This is a genomic window from Megasphaera sp. AM44-1BH (assembly GCF_003467125.1).
In the GTDB taxonomy this organism is placed as follows: domain Bacteria; phylum Bacillota; class Negativicutes; order Veillonellales; family Megasphaeraceae; genus Megasphaera.
The window spans coordinates 248598-266627 of record NZ_QSFA01000001.1 but is presented as its reverse complement, the minus strand read 5'-3'; the positions used below and the strand labels follow the sequence as shown (position 1 = coordinate 266627).

General features: G+C 52.7%; 11 protein-coding genes and 2 tRNA genes. 11 read left to right on the top strand and 2 right to left on the bottom strand.

The features are described 5' to 3' along the window. The first annotated feature begins 147 nt into the window (after nucleotides 1-147). The 7 genes from DW949_RS01210 (at nucleotide 148) to DW949_RS01180 (ending at nucleotide 5030) form a co-directional block, all read left to right on the top strand. Nucleotides 148-372, top strand: coding sequence for a cation transporter (locus DW949_RS01210; protein WP_118021453.1), 225 nt, complete (start codon nucleotides 148-150; stop codon nucleotides 370-372). A gap of 21 nt (nucleotides 373-393) precedes the next feature. Beyond that, nucleotides 394-2328 (top strand): heavy metal translocating P-type ATPase, encoded by a 1935-nt coding sequence (locus DW949_RS01205; protein WP_118021452.1) that lies wholly within the window; start codon nucleotides 394-396, stop codon nucleotides 2326-2328. Between the two features lie 47 nt (nucleotides 2329-2375). Then, nucleotides 2376-2792: a C-GCAxxG-C-C family protein gene (locus DW949_RS01200; protein ID WP_118021451.1), complete on the top strand. Its 417-nt coding sequence runs from the start codon at nucleotides 2376-2378 to the stop codon at nucleotides 2790-2792. A 60-nt stretch (nucleotides 2793-2852) separates the two neighbouring features. Then, nucleotides 2853-2929, top strand: a tRNA-Pro gene (locus DW949_RS01195). A gap of 54 nt (nucleotides 2930-2983) precedes the next feature. Next, nucleotides 2984-3075: transfer RNA gene (locus DW949_RS01190), tRNA-Ser, on the top strand. Between the two features lie 23 nt (nucleotides 3076-3098). Then, entirely contained in the window at nucleotides 3099-3386 is a 288-nt protein-coding gene (locus tag DW949_RS01185; RefSeq protein ID WP_118021450.1) for a hypothetical protein, read from the top strand. Between the two features lie 138 nt (nucleotides 3387-3524). After that, nucleotides 3525-5030, top strand: a complete 1506-nt coding sequence (locus DW949_RS01180; RefSeq protein ID WP_118021449.1) for an IMP dehydrogenase — start codon at nucleotides 3525-3527, stop codon at nucleotides 5028-5030. A 325-nt stretch (nucleotides 5031-5355) separates the two neighbouring features. On the opposite strand, the gene DW949_RS01175 is transcribed toward DW949_RS01180, so the two are convergent. After that, on the bottom strand, nucleotides 5356-6456 hold the full coding sequence (locus DW949_RS01175; protein WP_118021448.1) for a metallophosphoesterase: 1101 nt from the start codon (nucleotides 6454-6456) through the stop codon (nucleotides 5356-5358). Between the two features lie 224 nt (nucleotides 6457-6680). Then, entirely contained in the window at nucleotides 6681-8696 is a 2016-nt protein-coding gene (locus tag DW949_RS01170) for a transglycosylase domain-containing protein (RefSeq protein ID WP_118021447.1), read from the bottom strand. Nucleotides 8697-9075: 379 nt separating this feature from the next. On the opposite strand from DW949_RS01170, the gene ppsA reads away from it, so the two are divergent. The 4 genes from ppsA (at nucleotide 9076) to DW949_RS01150 (ending at nucleotide 18017) form a co-directional block, all read left to right on the top strand. Continuing rightward, nucleotides 9076-11478 carry a phosphoenolpyruvate synthase gene (ppsA, locus tag DW949_RS01165; protein ID WP_118021446.1) on the top strand — a complete coding sequence of 801 codons (2403 nt, stop codon included), beginning with the start codon at nucleotides 9076-9078 and terminating at the stop codon, nucleotides 11476-11478. Between the two features lie 158 nt (nucleotides 11479-11636). Continuing rightward, nucleotides 11637-12278, top strand: a complete 642-nt coding sequence (locus tag DW949_RS01160) for a helix-turn-helix transcriptional regulator (RefSeq protein ID WP_118021445.1) — start codon at nucleotides 11637-11639, stop codon at nucleotides 12276-12278. Further along, nucleotides 12279-13100, top strand: a complete 822-nt coding sequence (locus tag DW949_RS01155) for a pyruvate, water dikinase regulatory protein (RefSeq protein WP_118021444.1) — start codon at nucleotides 12279-12281, stop codon at nucleotides 13098-13100. 54 nt (nucleotides 13101-13154) lie between these two features. Further along, entirely contained in the window at nucleotides 13155-18017 is a 4863-nt protein-coding gene (locus DW949_RS01150; RefSeq protein WP_118021443.1) for a phosphohydrolase, read from the top strand. Nucleotides 18018-18030 lie beyond the last annotated feature (13 nt).

Below are 18030 nucleotides of genomic sequence, written 5' to 3'. Positions count from 1 at the left end.
TTTTTCGCCTGTTTAGACATTCCTTTATCCCTTTTAGCAGGAACCAGGAAAGGGACATTGACGATTTTGATTAGGCATATTATACTTCAAGCACAACGATTGAACAAATGAGCAATCGTTCATATTATTTTTAGAGGAGAGATTATCATGAAAAAGAAAACGTATAAGATCGATGTAGATTGTGCTAATTGTGCCAACCTGATGGAAGATGCTGCCAGAAAAACAGAAGGGGTAGCTGAGGCGACGGTAAATTTCATGTTACAAAAGATGATTATTAAATTTGAAGAAAACTACGATCCGGAACAGGTGATGCAACAAGTCGTCAAGGACTGCAAAAAAGTCGAACCGGATTGTGAAATTCACGTAAAATAAAGCAGGAAGAAGGGACAACTGATGAATGATAAACAGAAACGGATGCTCTGGCGCATCGGGATTACGGCTGTTTGGCTTATGGCACTTCAATTTATCCCGGTACAGGGGTGGCTGCATTTGGCCCTTTATCTGGTTGCTTACGGTATCATCGGCTATGATATCCTGCGGAAGGCTGGAAAGGGAATCGTGAATGGCCGCATTTTTGATGAAAACTTCTTGATGACCATTGCTACGCTGGGCGCCTTTGCTTTAGCCATTTATGAGCAGAGCGGTGATTACCTGGAAGGTATTGCTGTCATGTTGTTCTACCAAATCGGTGAATGGTTCCAAAGCTATGCTGTTGGCCGCAGCCGGAAGAATATCGGTGCCCTCATGGATATCCGTCCTGATTATGCGAATATAGAACGGGATGGTAAACTGGAAAAGGTCGATCCGGATGATGTAGCTTTAGGTACGACGATAGTCGTCCAGCCCGGTGAACGGGTGCCCTTGGATGGCGTGGTCCTTCGTGGGACATCGAGCCTCAATACGAGTGCCCTGACAGGAGAAAGCCTGCCCAGAGATGTGCAGCAAGGGGATGAAGTCATTAGTGGCTGTATCAATATGACTGGCGTCCTTTACGTGAAGACCACGAAGGAATCCGAAGAATCGACAGTTTCAAAAATCTTGGAACTAGTTGAAGATTCTAGTTCGCATAAGTCGCAATCAGAAAATTTCATCACTAAATTTGCCAAGGTCTATACACCAGCTGTTTGTCTGGGTGCCTTGGCTTTGGCTATCATCCCTCCTGCCATTCAGCTGATGTACGGCCATGCTGATCCTCAATGGGAAAATTGGATTTATCGTGCTTTAATCTTTTTAGTCATCAGTTGTCCTTGTGCTTTAGTTATCAGTATTCCTCTCAGCTTTTTTGCCGGTATTGGTGGTGCTAGCAGAGAAGGCATCCTCATCAAAGGATCCAATTATATGGAAACACTGGCGCAGACGAGATATATCGCTTTTGATAAGACCGGGACTTTGACGAAAGGTAATTTTGAAGTTAATGGAGTCCACCACAACCAGATGGAAAAAGAAGAATTGCTTGCTTATGCCGCCATGGCCGAATGTGCTTCTTCACATCCCATCAGTAAGAGCTTGCAGCAAGCGTATGGTAAACCCATTGACCGTAACCGTGTCAGGAATATTCATGAAATCAGCGGACACGGTGTCAAGGCTGCCGTAGATGGTCATATCGTGGCCGTTGGCAATGATAAATTGATGAAGCAGATGAAAATTTCTTATGTGCCTTGTCATAGCATGGGAACCATTCTTCACGTGGCGGTTGATGGAAGATATGCGGGTCATATCGTCATATCTGATGTCATCAAGCCTCACGCGCGCCAGGCCATTGCAGCGCTTAAACGAAACGGCATCAAGCAGACCGTCATGCTGACTGGGGATACTCGTCGGGCAGCCGAAAATATTGCCAAGGATGTCGGTGTCGACCAGGTATACAGTGAATTATTACCTGCCGATAAAGTGAATAAAGTGGAACAGCTGTTGGCCCGTAAAGGAGAAAAAGAAAAATTAGCGTTCGTTGGCGACGGAATTAATGATGCGCCTGTTTTGACCCGGGCTGACATCGGTATTGCTATGGGAGCCATGGGCTCTGATGCAGCTATTGAAGCAGCCGACGTCGTACTCATGGATGATGATCCCTTGCAGATTGCCAATGCTATCCTTTTATCGCGGAAATGTCTGCGTATTGTTTATGAAAATATCGTTTTTGCACTGGGGATAAAATTCCTTTGTCTGGGATTAGGGGCTGTCGGCATTGCTAATATGTGGTTTGCCATTTTTGCGGACGTTGGCGTCATGATCCTGGCTATTCTCAATGCTATCCGGGCCCTTTATCCCCCATCAGTATCCATTAAAAAGGATAGCAGGAAAATGGTTTTGCAACCACAAAGTGAATAAAATAATGTATAATAGATTATATAATATGTTTTCAAGAAGGTCTTACGATGGAAAAGGTAAAAGAACTGGCGGCACAATACCAGCAGGCTGGGAATAATTGTGCTGAAACGGTGGTCAAGGTCTGCAATGATTGTCTGGATTTGAAGCTGCCGCCGGAAACGCTGCGCATGGTATCCGTCCTCGGCGGCGGGGTGGCCGGTTCGGGCTGTATTTGCGGGGCCTTGAATGGGGCCTGCCTGATCCTGGGCTGTCTTGCCGGCCGGACGACGCCAGAAGAAAAGACGAAAGCCGAAATCAATCAGCCTGTACGGGAATTTCAGAAAATCTGGCTCGACCGCTTTAAAGCGACGTGCTGCCGCGTCCTCAAGAGTCCGGCCAATGGCGGTCCCGTATCGTGCGGTGACCTCATGGCCGACACGTCGGTTATGCTCCTCGATTTCATCCGGGAAAAGAAACTGGCTTGATTTTACGCTTTTTCTCTTGACGTTTTTCGTGGATATGGTATTACGTATAAGTCGGGGCTACGGGGCGTAGCGCAGTTTGGTAGCGCGCTTGGTTCGGGACTAAGCGGTCACAGGTTCAAATCCTGTCGCCCCGACCATACTTTACATATCGGCATTTATCCCGAAGATGTCAGCAAAGATATGTAAGACGCGGAGAGCTGTCCGAGCGGCTGAAGGAGCATGATTGGAAATCATGTATAGGGCGAACGCTCTATCGTGGGTTCGAATCCCACCCTTTCCGCCATTGATTTGTGGGAGCAATGAGAAATGTTTCCTAACGTTTATAATCGCTTAATCATGCGGATTGTGGGCGATTTTGATAACGAAAGAATGTTTCCCATTGCTCTTTTTTTGTACCCTTTTTGCGCACTTTACGGCAGGAAAGGCCAGCCGTCGGCAGCTGGCGGCTGGCAGCCGGCTCTGCGGACAGAGATTCTTTGCCGTCCCTGTGAAGGGAAGGTGCCCGTCAGGGCGGAAGGTATGATGAAGAAAGGCCATCGGCGCTGTCAGAAAGAATGGGATCTCTTGCTGTCAGCTTATAACAAACATGCATAAAATGGTACAATTATACTACTTGATTTTGTCCATACAGGGGGTATAATGATATAAATATCCCATACGGGGAAAAGAGAATGAGAGACCGGCAGATACAGGGTCCGGTTTAGAGTTGTCGTATTGATAAGGAGGATAAACATGGCTATTTATATCAACGAACCATCACACACTTTTAATGAATATCTTTTGATTCCCGGGTATTCATCGAGTGAGTGTATGCCGGCGAATGTATCTCTCAAAACGCCTCTCGTAAAATATAAAAAAGGGGAAAAGCCCGCTATTGAAATGACGATTCCCATGGTTTCCGCTATCATGCAGTCCGTTTCTGGTGAAAAACTGGCCGTTGCCCTGGCAAAAGCCGGCGGTGTGTCGTTTATTTACGGCTCCCAGACCATCGAACAGGAAGCGGCTATGGTCGCTAAAGTCAAAGCCTATAAATCGGGCTTCGTACCCAGCGATTCCAACGTCAGCCCGGACATGACCATGGCGGATGTAGTCGCTCTCAAGAAAAAGACCGGCCATTCCACTGTCGCCGTTACCTCCGATGGCACAGTCAATGGCAAACTCGTCGGTATCGTCACCAGCCGTGATTACCGCGTGAGCCGTATGGATCCGGCCACTCCCGTCAAAGACTTCATGACGCCGCTCGAAAAGATGATTTATGCCAAAAACGGCGTTACCCTCGGTGAAGCCAATGACATCATCTGGGACAAGAAACTCAATGCCCTGCCGATCGTCAATGATGACGGCACGCTCAATTCCTTCGTATTCCGCAAGGACTATGCCGATCATAAAGAAAACCCGGGCGAACTCCTCGACGAAAAGAAACGCTATATCGTCGGCGCCGGGATCAATACCCGCGATTATGCCGAACGGGTACCGGCCCTTCTGGCTGCTGGAGCGGATGCTCTCTGCATCGACTCCTCCGAAGGCTTCTCGGAATGGCAGAAACTGACTCTCCAGTGGATCCGCCAGCATTATGGCGATTCGGTCAAAGTCGGTGCCGGCAACGTCGTAGACCGGGACGGCTTCAACTTCCTCGCCGAATGTGGCGCTGATTTCATCAAAGTCGGTATCGGCGGCGGTTCCATCTGCATCACCCGTGAAACGAAAGGCATTGGCCGCGGCCAGGCGACAGCCCTTATCGAAGTCTGCAAAGCCCGTGACGAATACTTCGAAAAGACTGGCGTATACATCCCGGTCTGCTCCGACGGCGGCATCGTATACGATCACCACATCACACTGGCACTGGCCATGGGCGCCGATTTCGTCATGCTCGGCCGGTATTTCGCACGCTTCGACGAAAGCCCGACGGAAAAAGTTATGATCGGCGGCACCTACGTCAAAGAATACTGGGGCGAAGGTTCCAACCGTGCCCGCAACTGGCAGCGCTATGACCTGGGCGGCGACAAGAAACTGTCCTTCGAAGAAGGCGTCGATTCCTACGTCCCCTATGCTGGTCCGCTCAAAGAAAACGTAGAAAAGACGACGAGCAAGATCAAATCGACCATGTGCAACTGCGGTGCCCTGACCATTCCGGAACTGCAGCAGAAAGCCAAGATTACCCTCGTTTCGGCAACGTCCATCGTAGAAGGCGGCGCCCACGACGTCATCCGCAAGGAAAAGAATACAACCGATAAATAATCCGGTAACATCAACAGGCCTGTCTGATGACAGGCCTGTTTTTTTAGGGGAAAAAGATAGTTTGAAGAGAAAAGATAGTGGTCAGTGGACAGTGGGAAGGGAGAGAAAAGGCAGTTTGATGTTTGAAGTTTGACGAAGCCGGTTTGCTGAACCGACTATTTATACAAAAATCAGCAATTAGGACCCACGACCGGTGACGGTTTCCATCCTGAATCGCCGGGGAAGGTATCAGATGCAAGGAGGATGGAAGGAGGCGTAGCGGGGCTACGCTGACTGACGACGACGAAGCAGATGGTGCCTTCCCAGTCGAGGCAGGGGAAACAAGTCACCGGCCGCGGGTCCTATTTATTTCTATCATCACAATCTCCGGCGAGGGGCCGGTTCGAAAAGGGAAGCCCCAGGAGCCGTAGCCGCTGGAAACGACGGCTGTCAGCAGGTTAAAAACCTTACTACCGTAATTTACTAAATACATCCGGTTCGTAATCCAGGTGACCGGGAAGAATTGTCCTGCATGGGTATGACCGCCGAGATAGAGGTCATACCCTTTTTTTACGGCTTCCTGGATGCGTAGCGGTTCGTGGTCCATGATGATGTTGAAGTTGGCTGTGTCGCAGTTGGGGATGGTTTCCGATGGGAAATGGATATAATCGTTCAGCCCCGTAAGGATGATGCCCGGCGCTAGGAATTCCTGCTGGTGCCGCAGGAAGTGAATGGGTGCTAGAGCTTGTTCTTCTGTATCAATATCGCCGTCGTAGAAGTCGTGATTGCCGAAGACGGCCCAGATTCCGTACGGAGCCTGGAGCTGCTTTAGCTGCTGGTAGCTGCCATCGCGCAGGACAAAGCCCAAATGCGCATCAATGAGGTCGCCGCCGAAGAGGACGGCATCGGGCCGGAGCGCCATGACGCGGCGGACGAGGCGCCGCGTGTACCAGTGGCTCTGCAGGGGTCCCATATGGATATCCGTAAGGAAGGCCAGACGGACCGGCGTGACTGCTTTTTCCGTCTGGATCACGACGTGACGGATGACAGGGTGGACGGCTTTATAGATGCCCCGGGCCATGATAGCGAGGACCAGGAGGAGCAATACGAGGGCAAGACGCCCATTGTATGTCTGCCAGAGCGGATCATATCCCAGGAAAAGGCCCAGAAGATACAGTACGGCATAGACACAGGAACCCATGGTGGCATAGATGGTAAAGATAAACCAGAATCCCCCGGTCCAGGAGAACAGTTTTGCGATGGACACGGGGACAGAATGGATGGCATTATAGGCCAGAGAAAAGCAGAACGGAAGCACCAGAAAGGGGATGAGGGCTGCATATGAGACCGCTGCAGGCAGGGCCTCCTTATATACATACCAATTGGGCAGTCCCAGTAAGGCGCCGAGACAGCCGATTTTCCAGAAAAAAACAATGCGGTTGAACATGAGGGTACTCCTTTATGTGGGAAAGATAGCAGGCCGGGAAAGATAGTTTGAAGTTTGAAGTTTGATGAAAAGGGCTGTTGGTCGTTCATTGTAGTTCGTTCATCGAAGCCGGGAAGGCAGCTGTTCGCTAGCTGCTGGCAGCTGTAAAACGCTGGCGGCCTTTACTTATCGATAACGCAAGCGGAGGCTGCCCATTGTGGCAGCCTCCGGTTCGTGTTTTCGTGTTACTGATTTTTATTGTTGCGGGCCGCCTGCTGTTTTCCCTGCTGCGTGTCCTGCTTTGTTTTTTCTTTCGTCGTTGTAGATTTTGTGCTCTTTTTCTCCGTTGTTGTACTCTTTGTCTCGCTGGCGCGGCTGGCTTTCTGCATGCCTGCCGGGACGGAGAAATCCGACGAGTCGCTGCTGGCAGCCTGTACCATGTAGTCGTGCCAGATCCGGGCCGGTACGGTACCGCCGTAGATTTCGCCCAGGCTGTGGGCTCCCGTGTCGTCGCCGACCCAGACGGCGGTGACGATGGTCGGGGTGTAGCCGACGAACCAGGCGTCTTTGTTGTCATCGGTCGTCCCGGTCTTACCGGCTGCCGGCTGGCCGATAGCCGCTGCCGTACCGGTACCGCTTTCGATGACGGCTTCGAGCATGCTGGTCATTTCATAGGCTTCCCGTTCGGAGAGGACCCGTGTTTCTTCCCCTTTGCCGGAGCTGTTGTCTTCGATGACATTGCCGTTGCGGTCAAGGATTTTGGTGATAGCCACCGGTTTGACGTGGACGCCTTTATTGGCAAAGGTCCCGTAGGCACTGGCCATTTCCAGAGGAATGACGCCCCTCGTCAGGCCGCCGAGGGCCATGGCCAGGTTGTTGTCGTTGGTACTGCCTTTTTCCACGAGGGTTGTAATGCCCATCTTCTTGGCGTTGCTGATGATCTTGGACGTGCCAACTTTATCGGCCAGCTGGACGGCGATGGTATTGACCGAATGGGCCAGAGCCTGCCGCAGGGTCATGGTCCCGGAATAGGATTTTTCTGCGTTCTGGGGGCTCCATCCGCCGTAGGTGACTTTCTTGTCTTCCATAGTCGAGTCAGGCGTCATGTCGTCCTGCAGGGCCGTCATGTAGACGAAGGGTTTGAATGCCGACCCGGGCTGGCGGACGGCCATGCTGGCCCGGTTGAAGCTGTCCTGTCCGCGTCCGCCGACCATGGCCAGGATGTGACCGTTGCGGGGATCGATGGAAACGAGGGCGCCCTGTGGCTGGGTCAGGCCGTTCTTGTCGGTGTAATTGTCGGGCAGGTTCTTCATGGCCTGTACGGCTGCATGCTGTTTTTCCGTATCGAGGGTCGTATAAATCTTGAGCCCTTCTTTATACAGGGCATCGTCGCCGTATTTGGCGGCTACCTGCTGGGATACATAGTCGATGAACGATTCCGATTCAGAGTTTTCCGCTACCTGCTTGTTGTGGGACAGGTGGAGATCGGCGTTTTTGGCTTCCGCTGCCTGATCGGATGAGATGTAACCGTATTTCACCATCTGGTCGAGGACGACATTTTTACGGGACTTGGCTTCTTCTAGATTATTGAAAGGCGAATAATAATTCGGGCTCTTGGGAAGGCCTGCCAGCATGGCGCACTGGGCCAGCGTCAGGTCGTTGACGTCGCGGTCGAAATAGGTTTTGGCCGCTGTCTGGATGCCGTAGGCGCCCTGACCGAAATAAATCTGGTTCATGTACATTTCCAGAATTTCTTTTTTCGTATACTTGTGTTCGATTTCCAGTGCCAGCATGGCTTCCTGTACTTTTCGTTTCAGTGTCTGTTCCTGGGACAGGAAGGCGTTTTTGGCCAGCTGCTGCGTAATCGTACTGCCGCCCTGGGCGATACCGCGGTTGGTCAGGTTGGTGACGATGGCGCGGAGAATGCCAATGGGATCGATGCCGATGTGTTCGTAGAAACGGTTGTCTTCGGCGGCGATGAAGGCGTTCTGCAGGTTGGCCGGTACTTTGTTGATATCGATGGGAAGACGGTTCTGATCGGAGTGCAGAGTCGTGATCAGGCGGCCGTGGCTGTCGAATACCTGGGATGAAACGGCTGGCCGCATGTTGTTGCTTACGGGCGGCAGACTCTGGTAGGCGGCAAAAATATAGCCAAAACCGAGTCCGGCTGCGACGACGAAAAGAAAGATGATGAGCACGCGCAAGCTGTGCAGGGGTCCTTTCTTTTTGGCGTGTTTCGCCCGGCGTCTGGGTGTATACATAGTTTTTCCTGTGACTCCTTTTGTGATGGATTTTGTATTAAAAACATCTATTATATATAGGACTTTACTAATTTCTAATTATAACACACCTCTGTCCGGTATGAATAGAGGAAAGACGCGTCATTTTCAGTCTCTGCCGGGCCATACGGGTCATGAGGGGTGCTGCTGTGCGCGTAGTGTATACAACTAAATCAGGATAAACGATATACGCTACATTATTGTAGTGTTTCAGGAGAACAAGTATAAGTAGAATATCTTATATATCAAAAAATATACTAAATACCATAAATCTGTTGACTTTCCATAGGAAATAATGTACTATAAATGAGAAATCACTAAAATTAGCATATATGATTTGCACGCTTCAGGAGGTAGGAACATGGACAGAGATAAAGCATTTGTATTATGGTTTGATGAATTGCGCCGTGCCGATGTGGCACTGGTCGGTGGCAAGTCGTCGTCACTGGGCGAACTGACTTCCCAGACCAAAGTCCCCGTACCCTATGGATTTGCGACAACGGCAGAAGGATACCGTCATTTCATGCATGCTACCGGTCTGGATACGACCATTAAGGAACTGCTCAAAGGCCTGACCGACGTAGAAGATCCGGTACAGCTCCGCGATGTCACGGCATCTATCCGCAAGGCCATCTGTGACGCCGATATGCCGCAGGACCTGGCAGATTCCATCCGTACGAGCTATGAAGAACTGGGCCGCAAGATGGGCGTCAGCGATCCCTTCGTAGCCGTCCGTTCCAGCGCTACGGCAGAAGACCTGCCCGATGCCAGCTTTGCCGGCCAGCAGGACACCTACCTCAATGTCAAGGGTGCCGATATGGTCATCCAGAAAGTCAAAGAATGCTATGCTTCTACCTTTACGGACCGCGCGACCTACTATCGTACGAAACAGGGATTCGACCATCTGTCTGTCGCCCTCAGTGCTGCTGTTCAGATGATGGTATTCTCCAAAGCGGCCGGCGTCATGTTCACCGTCGATCTGGTGACCGGCGACGATTCGACTATTACCATCGAAGGGGCCTGGGGCCTCGGCGAATACGTCGTACAGGGCACGGTTACGCCGGATAATTTCCGCGTACGCAAAGATGACCTGTCCATCATTTCCAAGATGATCAATACGAAACCCATCAAACTGGTCCGCAAGGATACAGGCGATGTGGAAGAACAGGTCGTACCGGAAGACCAGCAGAAACAGCCGGCCATTACGGACGAACAGGTCAAAGAACTGGCAGGATATGCCAAAGCCATTGAAAAACACTACGGATGCTATATGGATATGGAATGGGGTGTCGATGAACGGACCAATAAGATCTGGCTCCTCCAGGCCCGTCCCGAAACCGTATGGTCCAAGAAGAATAAAGAAAAGAAATCAGCCAGTGCAGAAAGCGGTGTCAGTGCAGCTATGACGAAAGACAGAGTTACGATTGTAAAAGGCCTTCCGGCCAGCCCGGGCCATGCCGCAGGCAAAGCCCATGTCATCCTCGATCCGTCCAAGATCGAAGAATTCAAAGATGGTGAAATCCTGGTCACGACCATGACGGCCCCGGACTGGGTACCGGCTATGAAAAAAGCCAAAGCCATCGTTACCGATGCCGGCGGTATGACCTGCCATGCATCCATCGTCAGCCGTGAACTGGGCATCCCCTGCATCGTCGGTACCAAGAGCCGCAGCCAGGAAGCGACGACGACTATCCAGGACGGCCAGGAAATCACCGTCGATGCGACGAACGGCATCGTCTATGAAGGCATCGTAGAAGATATTGTCAAACCGGCTGCTGCTGCCCCGGCCGCTGCAGGTACCACCGTCGTTGCCGAAGCGGCTCCTGTTACGGGAACGAAGATTTACATGAATCTGGGCAATCCCGATCTGGCAGAAAAATACGGCGTCCTCCCCTGCGATGGCATCGGCCTCATGCGGGAAGAATTCATCTGGACGACCTTCATCCATGAACACCCCTTATACCTCATTGAAATCGGTCATCCCGAACGCGTCGTAGACCAGCTGGCCGACGGCATGCGCAAGGTCTGCCAGGCCCTGGCTCCCCGCCCGGTCACGTTGCGTTTCAGCGATTTCAAATCGAGTGAATACCGCAACCTCAAAGGCGGCGACAAATACGAACCTCAGGAAAGCAGCGCTCTCCTCGGCTGGCGCGGTGCATCCCGCTACTATGATCCGAAATACATTGAAGCCTTCAAACTGGAAATCAAGGCTGTACGCAAGGTCCGGGAAGAATTCGGCTTCAAGAACCTCAATGTCATGATTCCCTTCTGCCGCCGTGTCGATGAAATGGAAAAAATTGTCAACCTCATGGCACAGGAAGGCCTGCACCGCGGACCGGACTTCAAAGTATGGCTCATGGCAGAAATCCCGTCCAACATCATCCTCGCCGACCAGTTCAACAAGTTCGTCGATGGCTATTCTATCGGCTCCAACGACCTGACTATGCTGATCATGGGCTGCGACCGCGACAACGACACCGTTGCGCCTCTCTTCGATGAACGCAATCTGGCCGTCAAACGCGCTATCCGCCATCTCATCAGCGTCGCCCATAAAGACGGCAAGACCGTTTCTATCTGCGGCCAGGCGCCCAGCGTCTATCCGGACTTCACGGAATTCCTCGTCAAGAGCGGCATCGATTCCGTATCGGTCAACCCCGATGCTGTCGTAGCGACGAGAAAGAATGTAGCCCAGATCGAACAGCGGATCCTCATGGATTCCCTGACCGGCAAGGGCCGTGCTGATACAGAAGATTATACATGGTAATACGTTCCTGACCAGGGCGGCCCTAAAAGTATAAACTACTCAAAAGGGCCGCCTTTTTATATTTTCTATTTCAGCCTATTGTATATCCTATACATATAGTATATAATTATTGGTGTATACTTATAGACTACGTGTGGTCCGGGAGGTGACGAGAGGACATGTTATCGGAACGCCAGGAAACTATTTTGAATATCGTAAAGGATCAGAGCCCTATTACGGGCCAGCATATCGCCGCGCAGCTCCACGTGACGCGGGCGGCACTGCGATCGGACCTGGCAATACTCACTATGTTGGGATTGATTGATGCGCGTCCAAAACTGGGGTACTTTTTTACGGGCAATAAGGAAAAAGATCTGCTGGCACGGATTATTACCAATATCCGCGTCGAGTCCTGCCTGTCCCAGCCGGTGATCGTGGGCGAGCATACGAGTGCCTATGATGCGGTCATTGCCATGTTCACCGAGGACGTGGGCACCGTATTCGTGGGGACGGACAATATTCTGGCAGGTGTCGTCTCACGGAAAGACCTTCTGAAAACGGCTCTGGGCAATAATGACCTGAAGGCCCTGCCGGTGCGCATGGTCATGACGCCGTCGAGCAAGCTCATTTATGTGGAACCGCAGGAGCAGGCTCTGGTAGCGGCACAGCGGCTCATGGAATATGAAGTGGACTGTTTGCCCGTCGTCCACGTCCTGGACCGCGATGAAGAAGACCGGAAAGAACTCCAGATCGTCGGACGTATTTCAAAAACTAATATTACCCGTCTCTTTGTAGAATGTGGCTTGGGGAGGAGATCATAAGTGGCCAGACCGATTGTCTATGCCTGCTCGGATTCACTGGGGGAAACGGCGGAACGCGTAGCCCGCGCCGCTGCCAGCCAGTATAATCAGGAAGAATTTAATATTGTCCGCGTTCCCTACATCCGTTCGGAACAGCAGATTGAAGACATTGTAAAAAAGGCGGAAGAAAATCACGCCATGATCTGCTATACCATCATTTCACCGGTCCTGCGGCGCAAGCTGAAGACGCTGACGGCGAATTCCGATGTGACCGTCGTCGATATCATCGGCCCAATGATGGATGGCATCGGCAAGATTGCGACGACGGAACCGACTATGAAGGCCGGCATGATCCACCGCCTGGATGAAGAATATTTCAAACGGGTCGAAGCCATCGAGTTCGCCGTCAAGTACGATGACGGCAAGAATCCTATCGGCTTTTTGAAGGCCGATATCGTCATCGTCGGCGTATCCCGTACGTCCAAGACGCCTCTTTCCATGTATCTGGCCCACAAGCGCATCAAGGCCGCCAATCTGCCTCTGGTGCCGGAAGTGGCCCTGCCGCCGGAACTGTTCCAGATTCCGGCCCGGAAAATCGTAGGCCTCATCATCGATCCCTTTAAACTGAACTTTATCCGCAGCGAACGGCTCCGCAGCATGGGGCTCGATTCCAATGCCAGCTATGCCAATATCGACCGCATCAATGAAGAACTGACCTATGCCCGCGGCGTCATGCGCCGTCTCCATTGCCCGGTCATCGATGTGTCTTCCAAAGCTATTGAAGAAACGGCGAACCTTGTGCTGGATATTGTCAAACGCAATCGCGAACTGTATGATGAGTAATATATAGCAAAAGACGCCGTCCTGGCGTCTTTTTGCGTATGAGGAGGAAATCCTATGATCCGTGAAAGCTCCTTAACTATCCAGGATGCCCTGCGCCACGCCCTGAGTGACAAATCCTTTGCCCGGCAGCCCCTGTACGAGTCGGAGCTGCTCCGGAACCTGCGCCAGCCGGCCATGCTGGCGCCCCTTTCGGAGGAGCTGGCCCATACAGCGGATGAAGACGGCCGGTTTTATGCGCCCGCTGTCGCTGACTGCCTGACAAAGTATCTGGACGTCTTTGCTGCCGTGCCCGAAGGCGGCTGGCTGTCGTACTGCTATTATTCCATCCTGGCCCGGTTGTTCCCAGAAAATACAGCGGCCTGGGACGAACCGGCCATGACGGTTGTACTGGACGATGCACCGCCGTACCGCATCGGCCGGATCCTGCTGCTGCAGATCCTGCGCGGCCTCTATCTGTATGAACGGTATACCCTGCCCTTTGACCCGACGAAGGATATGAAGCTCCTGTCCCGCGATGAAATCCGGGCCAACGGCTTCATTCCGGAATATCTCCACATGAAGGAACTCATATGGGATAATTACATCTATGAATTCATGCGCATCGGCATCGACATTACGCCCTTTAATACACTGGGGCATATCGGCGGCGTCCATTATGTGGCCATGTACATGGCCCGCCAGTTGCGCCAGTGCGATGTCCCTGTGGACCTGGGCCTCATTTCCGGGGCCGCCGCCTGCCATGATATCGGGAAATACGGCTGCCGCAAGCAGGAAGAGCGGCGCGTCCCGTACCTGCATTATTTCTATACGGGATTGTGCTGCAACCGCTTTGAACTGCCGGCTATCGGCCATATTGCTGCCAACCACTCCGTATGGGATCTGGAACTGGAAAATCTGTCTGCCGAGTCGCTGCTGCTCATCTATGCCGATTTCCGCGTCAAGAGCAGCCGCGATGAACAGGGCCGGGAAATCGTCCATTTCTATACCCTTTCCCAGGCCTTCGACGTCATCCTGGGAAAGCTCGATAACGTCGATGAAAAAAAGAAGCAGCGCTACCAGAAAGTCTACGCCAAACTGGCGGACTTTGAAGCGTTCATGAAAGAACGGGGCGTCATTACGGACCTGCCGGAGGATTTCTCCCAGGCGCCGCTCTTTCCGCCGGAACGGATCCACCGCGAACGGGTCCTCATGGAAGGGAACGATGTCGTTTCCGAGCTGAAATATGCCGCCATCGATCACAACCTGCGCCTCATGGCCATTTTCCGCAGCGAAAGCGATTTTGGCAATCTCATCGAAGCCGCCCGGAGTGAACGGAACTGGAAAAACGTGCGTACGTACATCAGCATTTTCCGGGAATATTCGACGTATATGACAGAGCATCAGAAGATGATGACCCTGAAATACCTCTACGAGCTCCTGTCCCACCGGGAAGGGGATATCCGCATGGATGCGGCGGCTCTCATGGGCTCTATCGTAGCCGATTTCAATGACCGCTATACGAAGGAGCTGCCCGAAGGCGTTTCCCTGCCCCAGAAGGAAATCACCAATCTCGTCCTGTTCCGCCATTACCTGTCGCTCATCATCAAGCCGGGACTGCGCTTTACGGCCCAGCACCGCATGTGGATCGGCTACTGCCTGGGGACCTTTGTCAGCACGGTCCTTCAGGACTGCTACGTCCCGGACCGGCCGGCCTATATGGACATCCTGCGCTCGTACTATGAACGGACGAACTACATGACCGAGCTGTACATCATCCTTCTGAAAGCCCTGAGTGATGTGGGGCCGGCCTATATGGACGATATATTCCTCCAGGCCGCCGGCTCGTTTATTACGGCAGCGGCCGGCGCCGGCGATACGAATCTGCAGATTGCGGCGCTCTACTGCCGTCACAGCCTCAGGCTGTGTCCGGACGAAGAATTCTGGCAGGACCTGCTGACCGTCAAAGGTCTGCCGTCCGAGCGGGAGGCGTTTTATCAGAAAGAGGGGAGCCTCTATCTCGATGACCTCAAGATGGGCACCCACTGGATCGTCAAAGTGGCCAATATCGACCTCATGATCCATTATCTTGACGACAGCTGTGACAGCGGCACGGTCATGCACTTGTGCATGCATCTGACCAACCTGCTCAAAGTGAGCGAATCCCTCTTTGTCCGCCAGGCTGCCGGTCAGGCGCTCATGTCTATTGCCAGCCGCATGACCTATGCCCAGCGCAACGAAATGGCGGTGGAACTCTTCAACGGCCTTGAGATCGGAGACCTGCAGATTTCCAAGTACGTGCCGGAATACCTGGGCCGCATGATCCTGAAACTGCCGCCGCAGGAACTGGATGAATTCGTCATCACCCTGGATCAGCAGATACTGACGGCCAGCACCCAGGTGGCGTCTTCCATGGTCAGCACCATCGGCGTCATTCTGGAACATTTCCGGGAATTCATGGCGGCCTTTCCCAATTATGAGGAAAAGAACAAAGAACGGCAGCGCCATCTCCTGTATATCATGATCAAGGCTTATGCCCATTACGATAAGGAACGGAGCCGCGATGCCTTCCGCGATATCGGCCGCTTCGTCTTCAACAGCCCCTGCATGCCTCAGAAGCAGACGGATTTCCTCTTTGCCCATTCCTACAAGAAACTGCTGGTCACGCTCTTTGAAAACAGCGAAGGGACACTGGATTTCTACAGCAATGCCGCCGTGCTGAACCACATCTACCGCTATATCAGCCGTCACCAGTTCCTCTGCGGCCCCTTCCAGTTCCCGCGCCATCATAAGGCCTGCTTTTATCCCGGCACCTTCGACCCCTTCAGTCTGGGCCACAAGGCCGTGGCCTGCCGGATTCGCGACCTGGGATTCGATGTCTATCTGGCCCTCGATGAATTTTCCTGGTCCAAACATACTCAGCCGCGGCTCATGCGCCGCAAGATCATGAATATGTCCGTGGCCGATGAAGAGGACATTTATCCCTTCCCGGACGACGTGTCGGTCAATATTGCCAACGAGGCCGACGTGCGACGCCTGAAGGAAATCTTTGCGGGAAAAGAGCTGTATATCGCCGTCGGGACCGACGTCATCGAAAACGCTTCGGCCTATAAAGCCGTGCCGACAGCCGATTCCATCCATACGGTGAACCACATCACCTTTGCCAGAGAAACGCGGGAAACGAAGAACAAGAAAGGAACTGGCGGCTATCCCATTACGGGCAAGGTCATCCCGCTGCTGCTGGATAAATTCTACGAAGATATCAGCTCGACCCGTATCCGGGAAAACATCGACCTCAACCGGGATATTTCTAACCTCATCGACGCCGTGGCCCAGAATTTCATCTACGATAATAACCTGTACCTGCGCGAACCGGCGTACAAACACGTCCTGGAAGCCAGGGAAATCGGCATCGGTGCCTTCCGGCCCAGAGGGGCAGAAAGTCTCTGGCCCATTTACAGCCGCCTCGGCGCCCTGGGCTACGATATCGACGTAGTGGACCGCTATATCGAACGGGACCGCAATATCGACAAGGAACGGGTCTGGACGATTTACATTGACAACGCAGGGAAGCAGAAGCAGATGATTGCCTATGCCGCCGTCCACAACGCCCACAGCCGGGACCTGCTGTCCGAATTCGGCGACATGCAGACGGCAGACCATATCCGCCGCCATGCCGCCGGCAGCATCGCATCCATCGGCTTTTTGTACATTGCCGACGATTCGGATATTTCCAATGCTGGCCAGATCATCATTACGGAAGTCCTGACGGAACTCATCGCCCGCGACTATGCCTATGCCGTGTATCATCCCGTCGATGAGGCCGGCTATAACGATACGGTCCTCGATGCGCTGGTGAAACAGGGATTCGTCAATATCGCCCCGCCGGGGGCTTCTCATCCCCTGTATGCTGTCGATATGAAAGACCCTATCGTCATTTTCCGCGACGTGGAAACGATCATCAAGAATCCCTTCAATAAGAATCCCCGGGTCCTGCAGGCTCTAGAACAGGCCCATACCAATCTGCTGGCCGTCATGCGGCGCATTTATCCCGGCAAGCTGCTCCTGTCGTTCAATACGAGCGCCATGCATCATAAGATCATTACCAAGATGGCCCATATCAACGGCGTTTCCATCGTCGATGATCCGAAAAAGCGGCGCGGCCCCTATATGTCGGTTCCCTTCGGCAAGGCCCTGAGTGACGTCCTCGTGCCCAATACGGTCACGAAATCGCTCCATATCGAAAAGTATTTCAACCGCGCCGTCAAAGGCTTTACCATTGCCGAAACCCATCATTATTCGTCGGTGGAAAACCAGGTCCGGACAATCAAATCGTTCAACCGGCCGGTCATCCTCATCGACGACCTGCTCCACAAGGGGCACCGCATGCGTATGCTGACGCCGTATCTCATCAAGAACCAGGTGGAAATCAAAGAGGTCCTGGTCGGCGTCATGACCGGCCAGGCCATGGATATGATGGCAGAAAAGCACATCAAGGCCGAATGCGCCTATTATCTGCCCACACTGGAAGTGTGGCTCAATGAACGGGACTGCTATCCCTTCATCGGCGGCGACAGCATCGACAATGCCCACGATTACAGCGGATACGACCGCAATCCGTCGGTCAATCTCATCCTGCCCTATGTCAAGCCGGCCTTTATCAAGCACAGTGACCCCGATGCGGCCTTCCTCTATTCTCTGACGTGTCTGAAAAACGCCCGGCTGATCATGAAGACCCTGCAGGACGTATATCAGGAAACGTATGAAAAGAGGCTGACATTGAAGCGCCTCGGCGAAGTCGTCACCTATCCCCGCTACCCCGATATCGACGTAGGGGTCGCTTTCGATCAGAATATGGACCTGACGCGGTTCATAGAAAACGACATAGAACGGCTCATCCGCCTGCGCTGGGGTGAATACTGGAAACTCGATGAATCATAAGGAGGAACGGCAC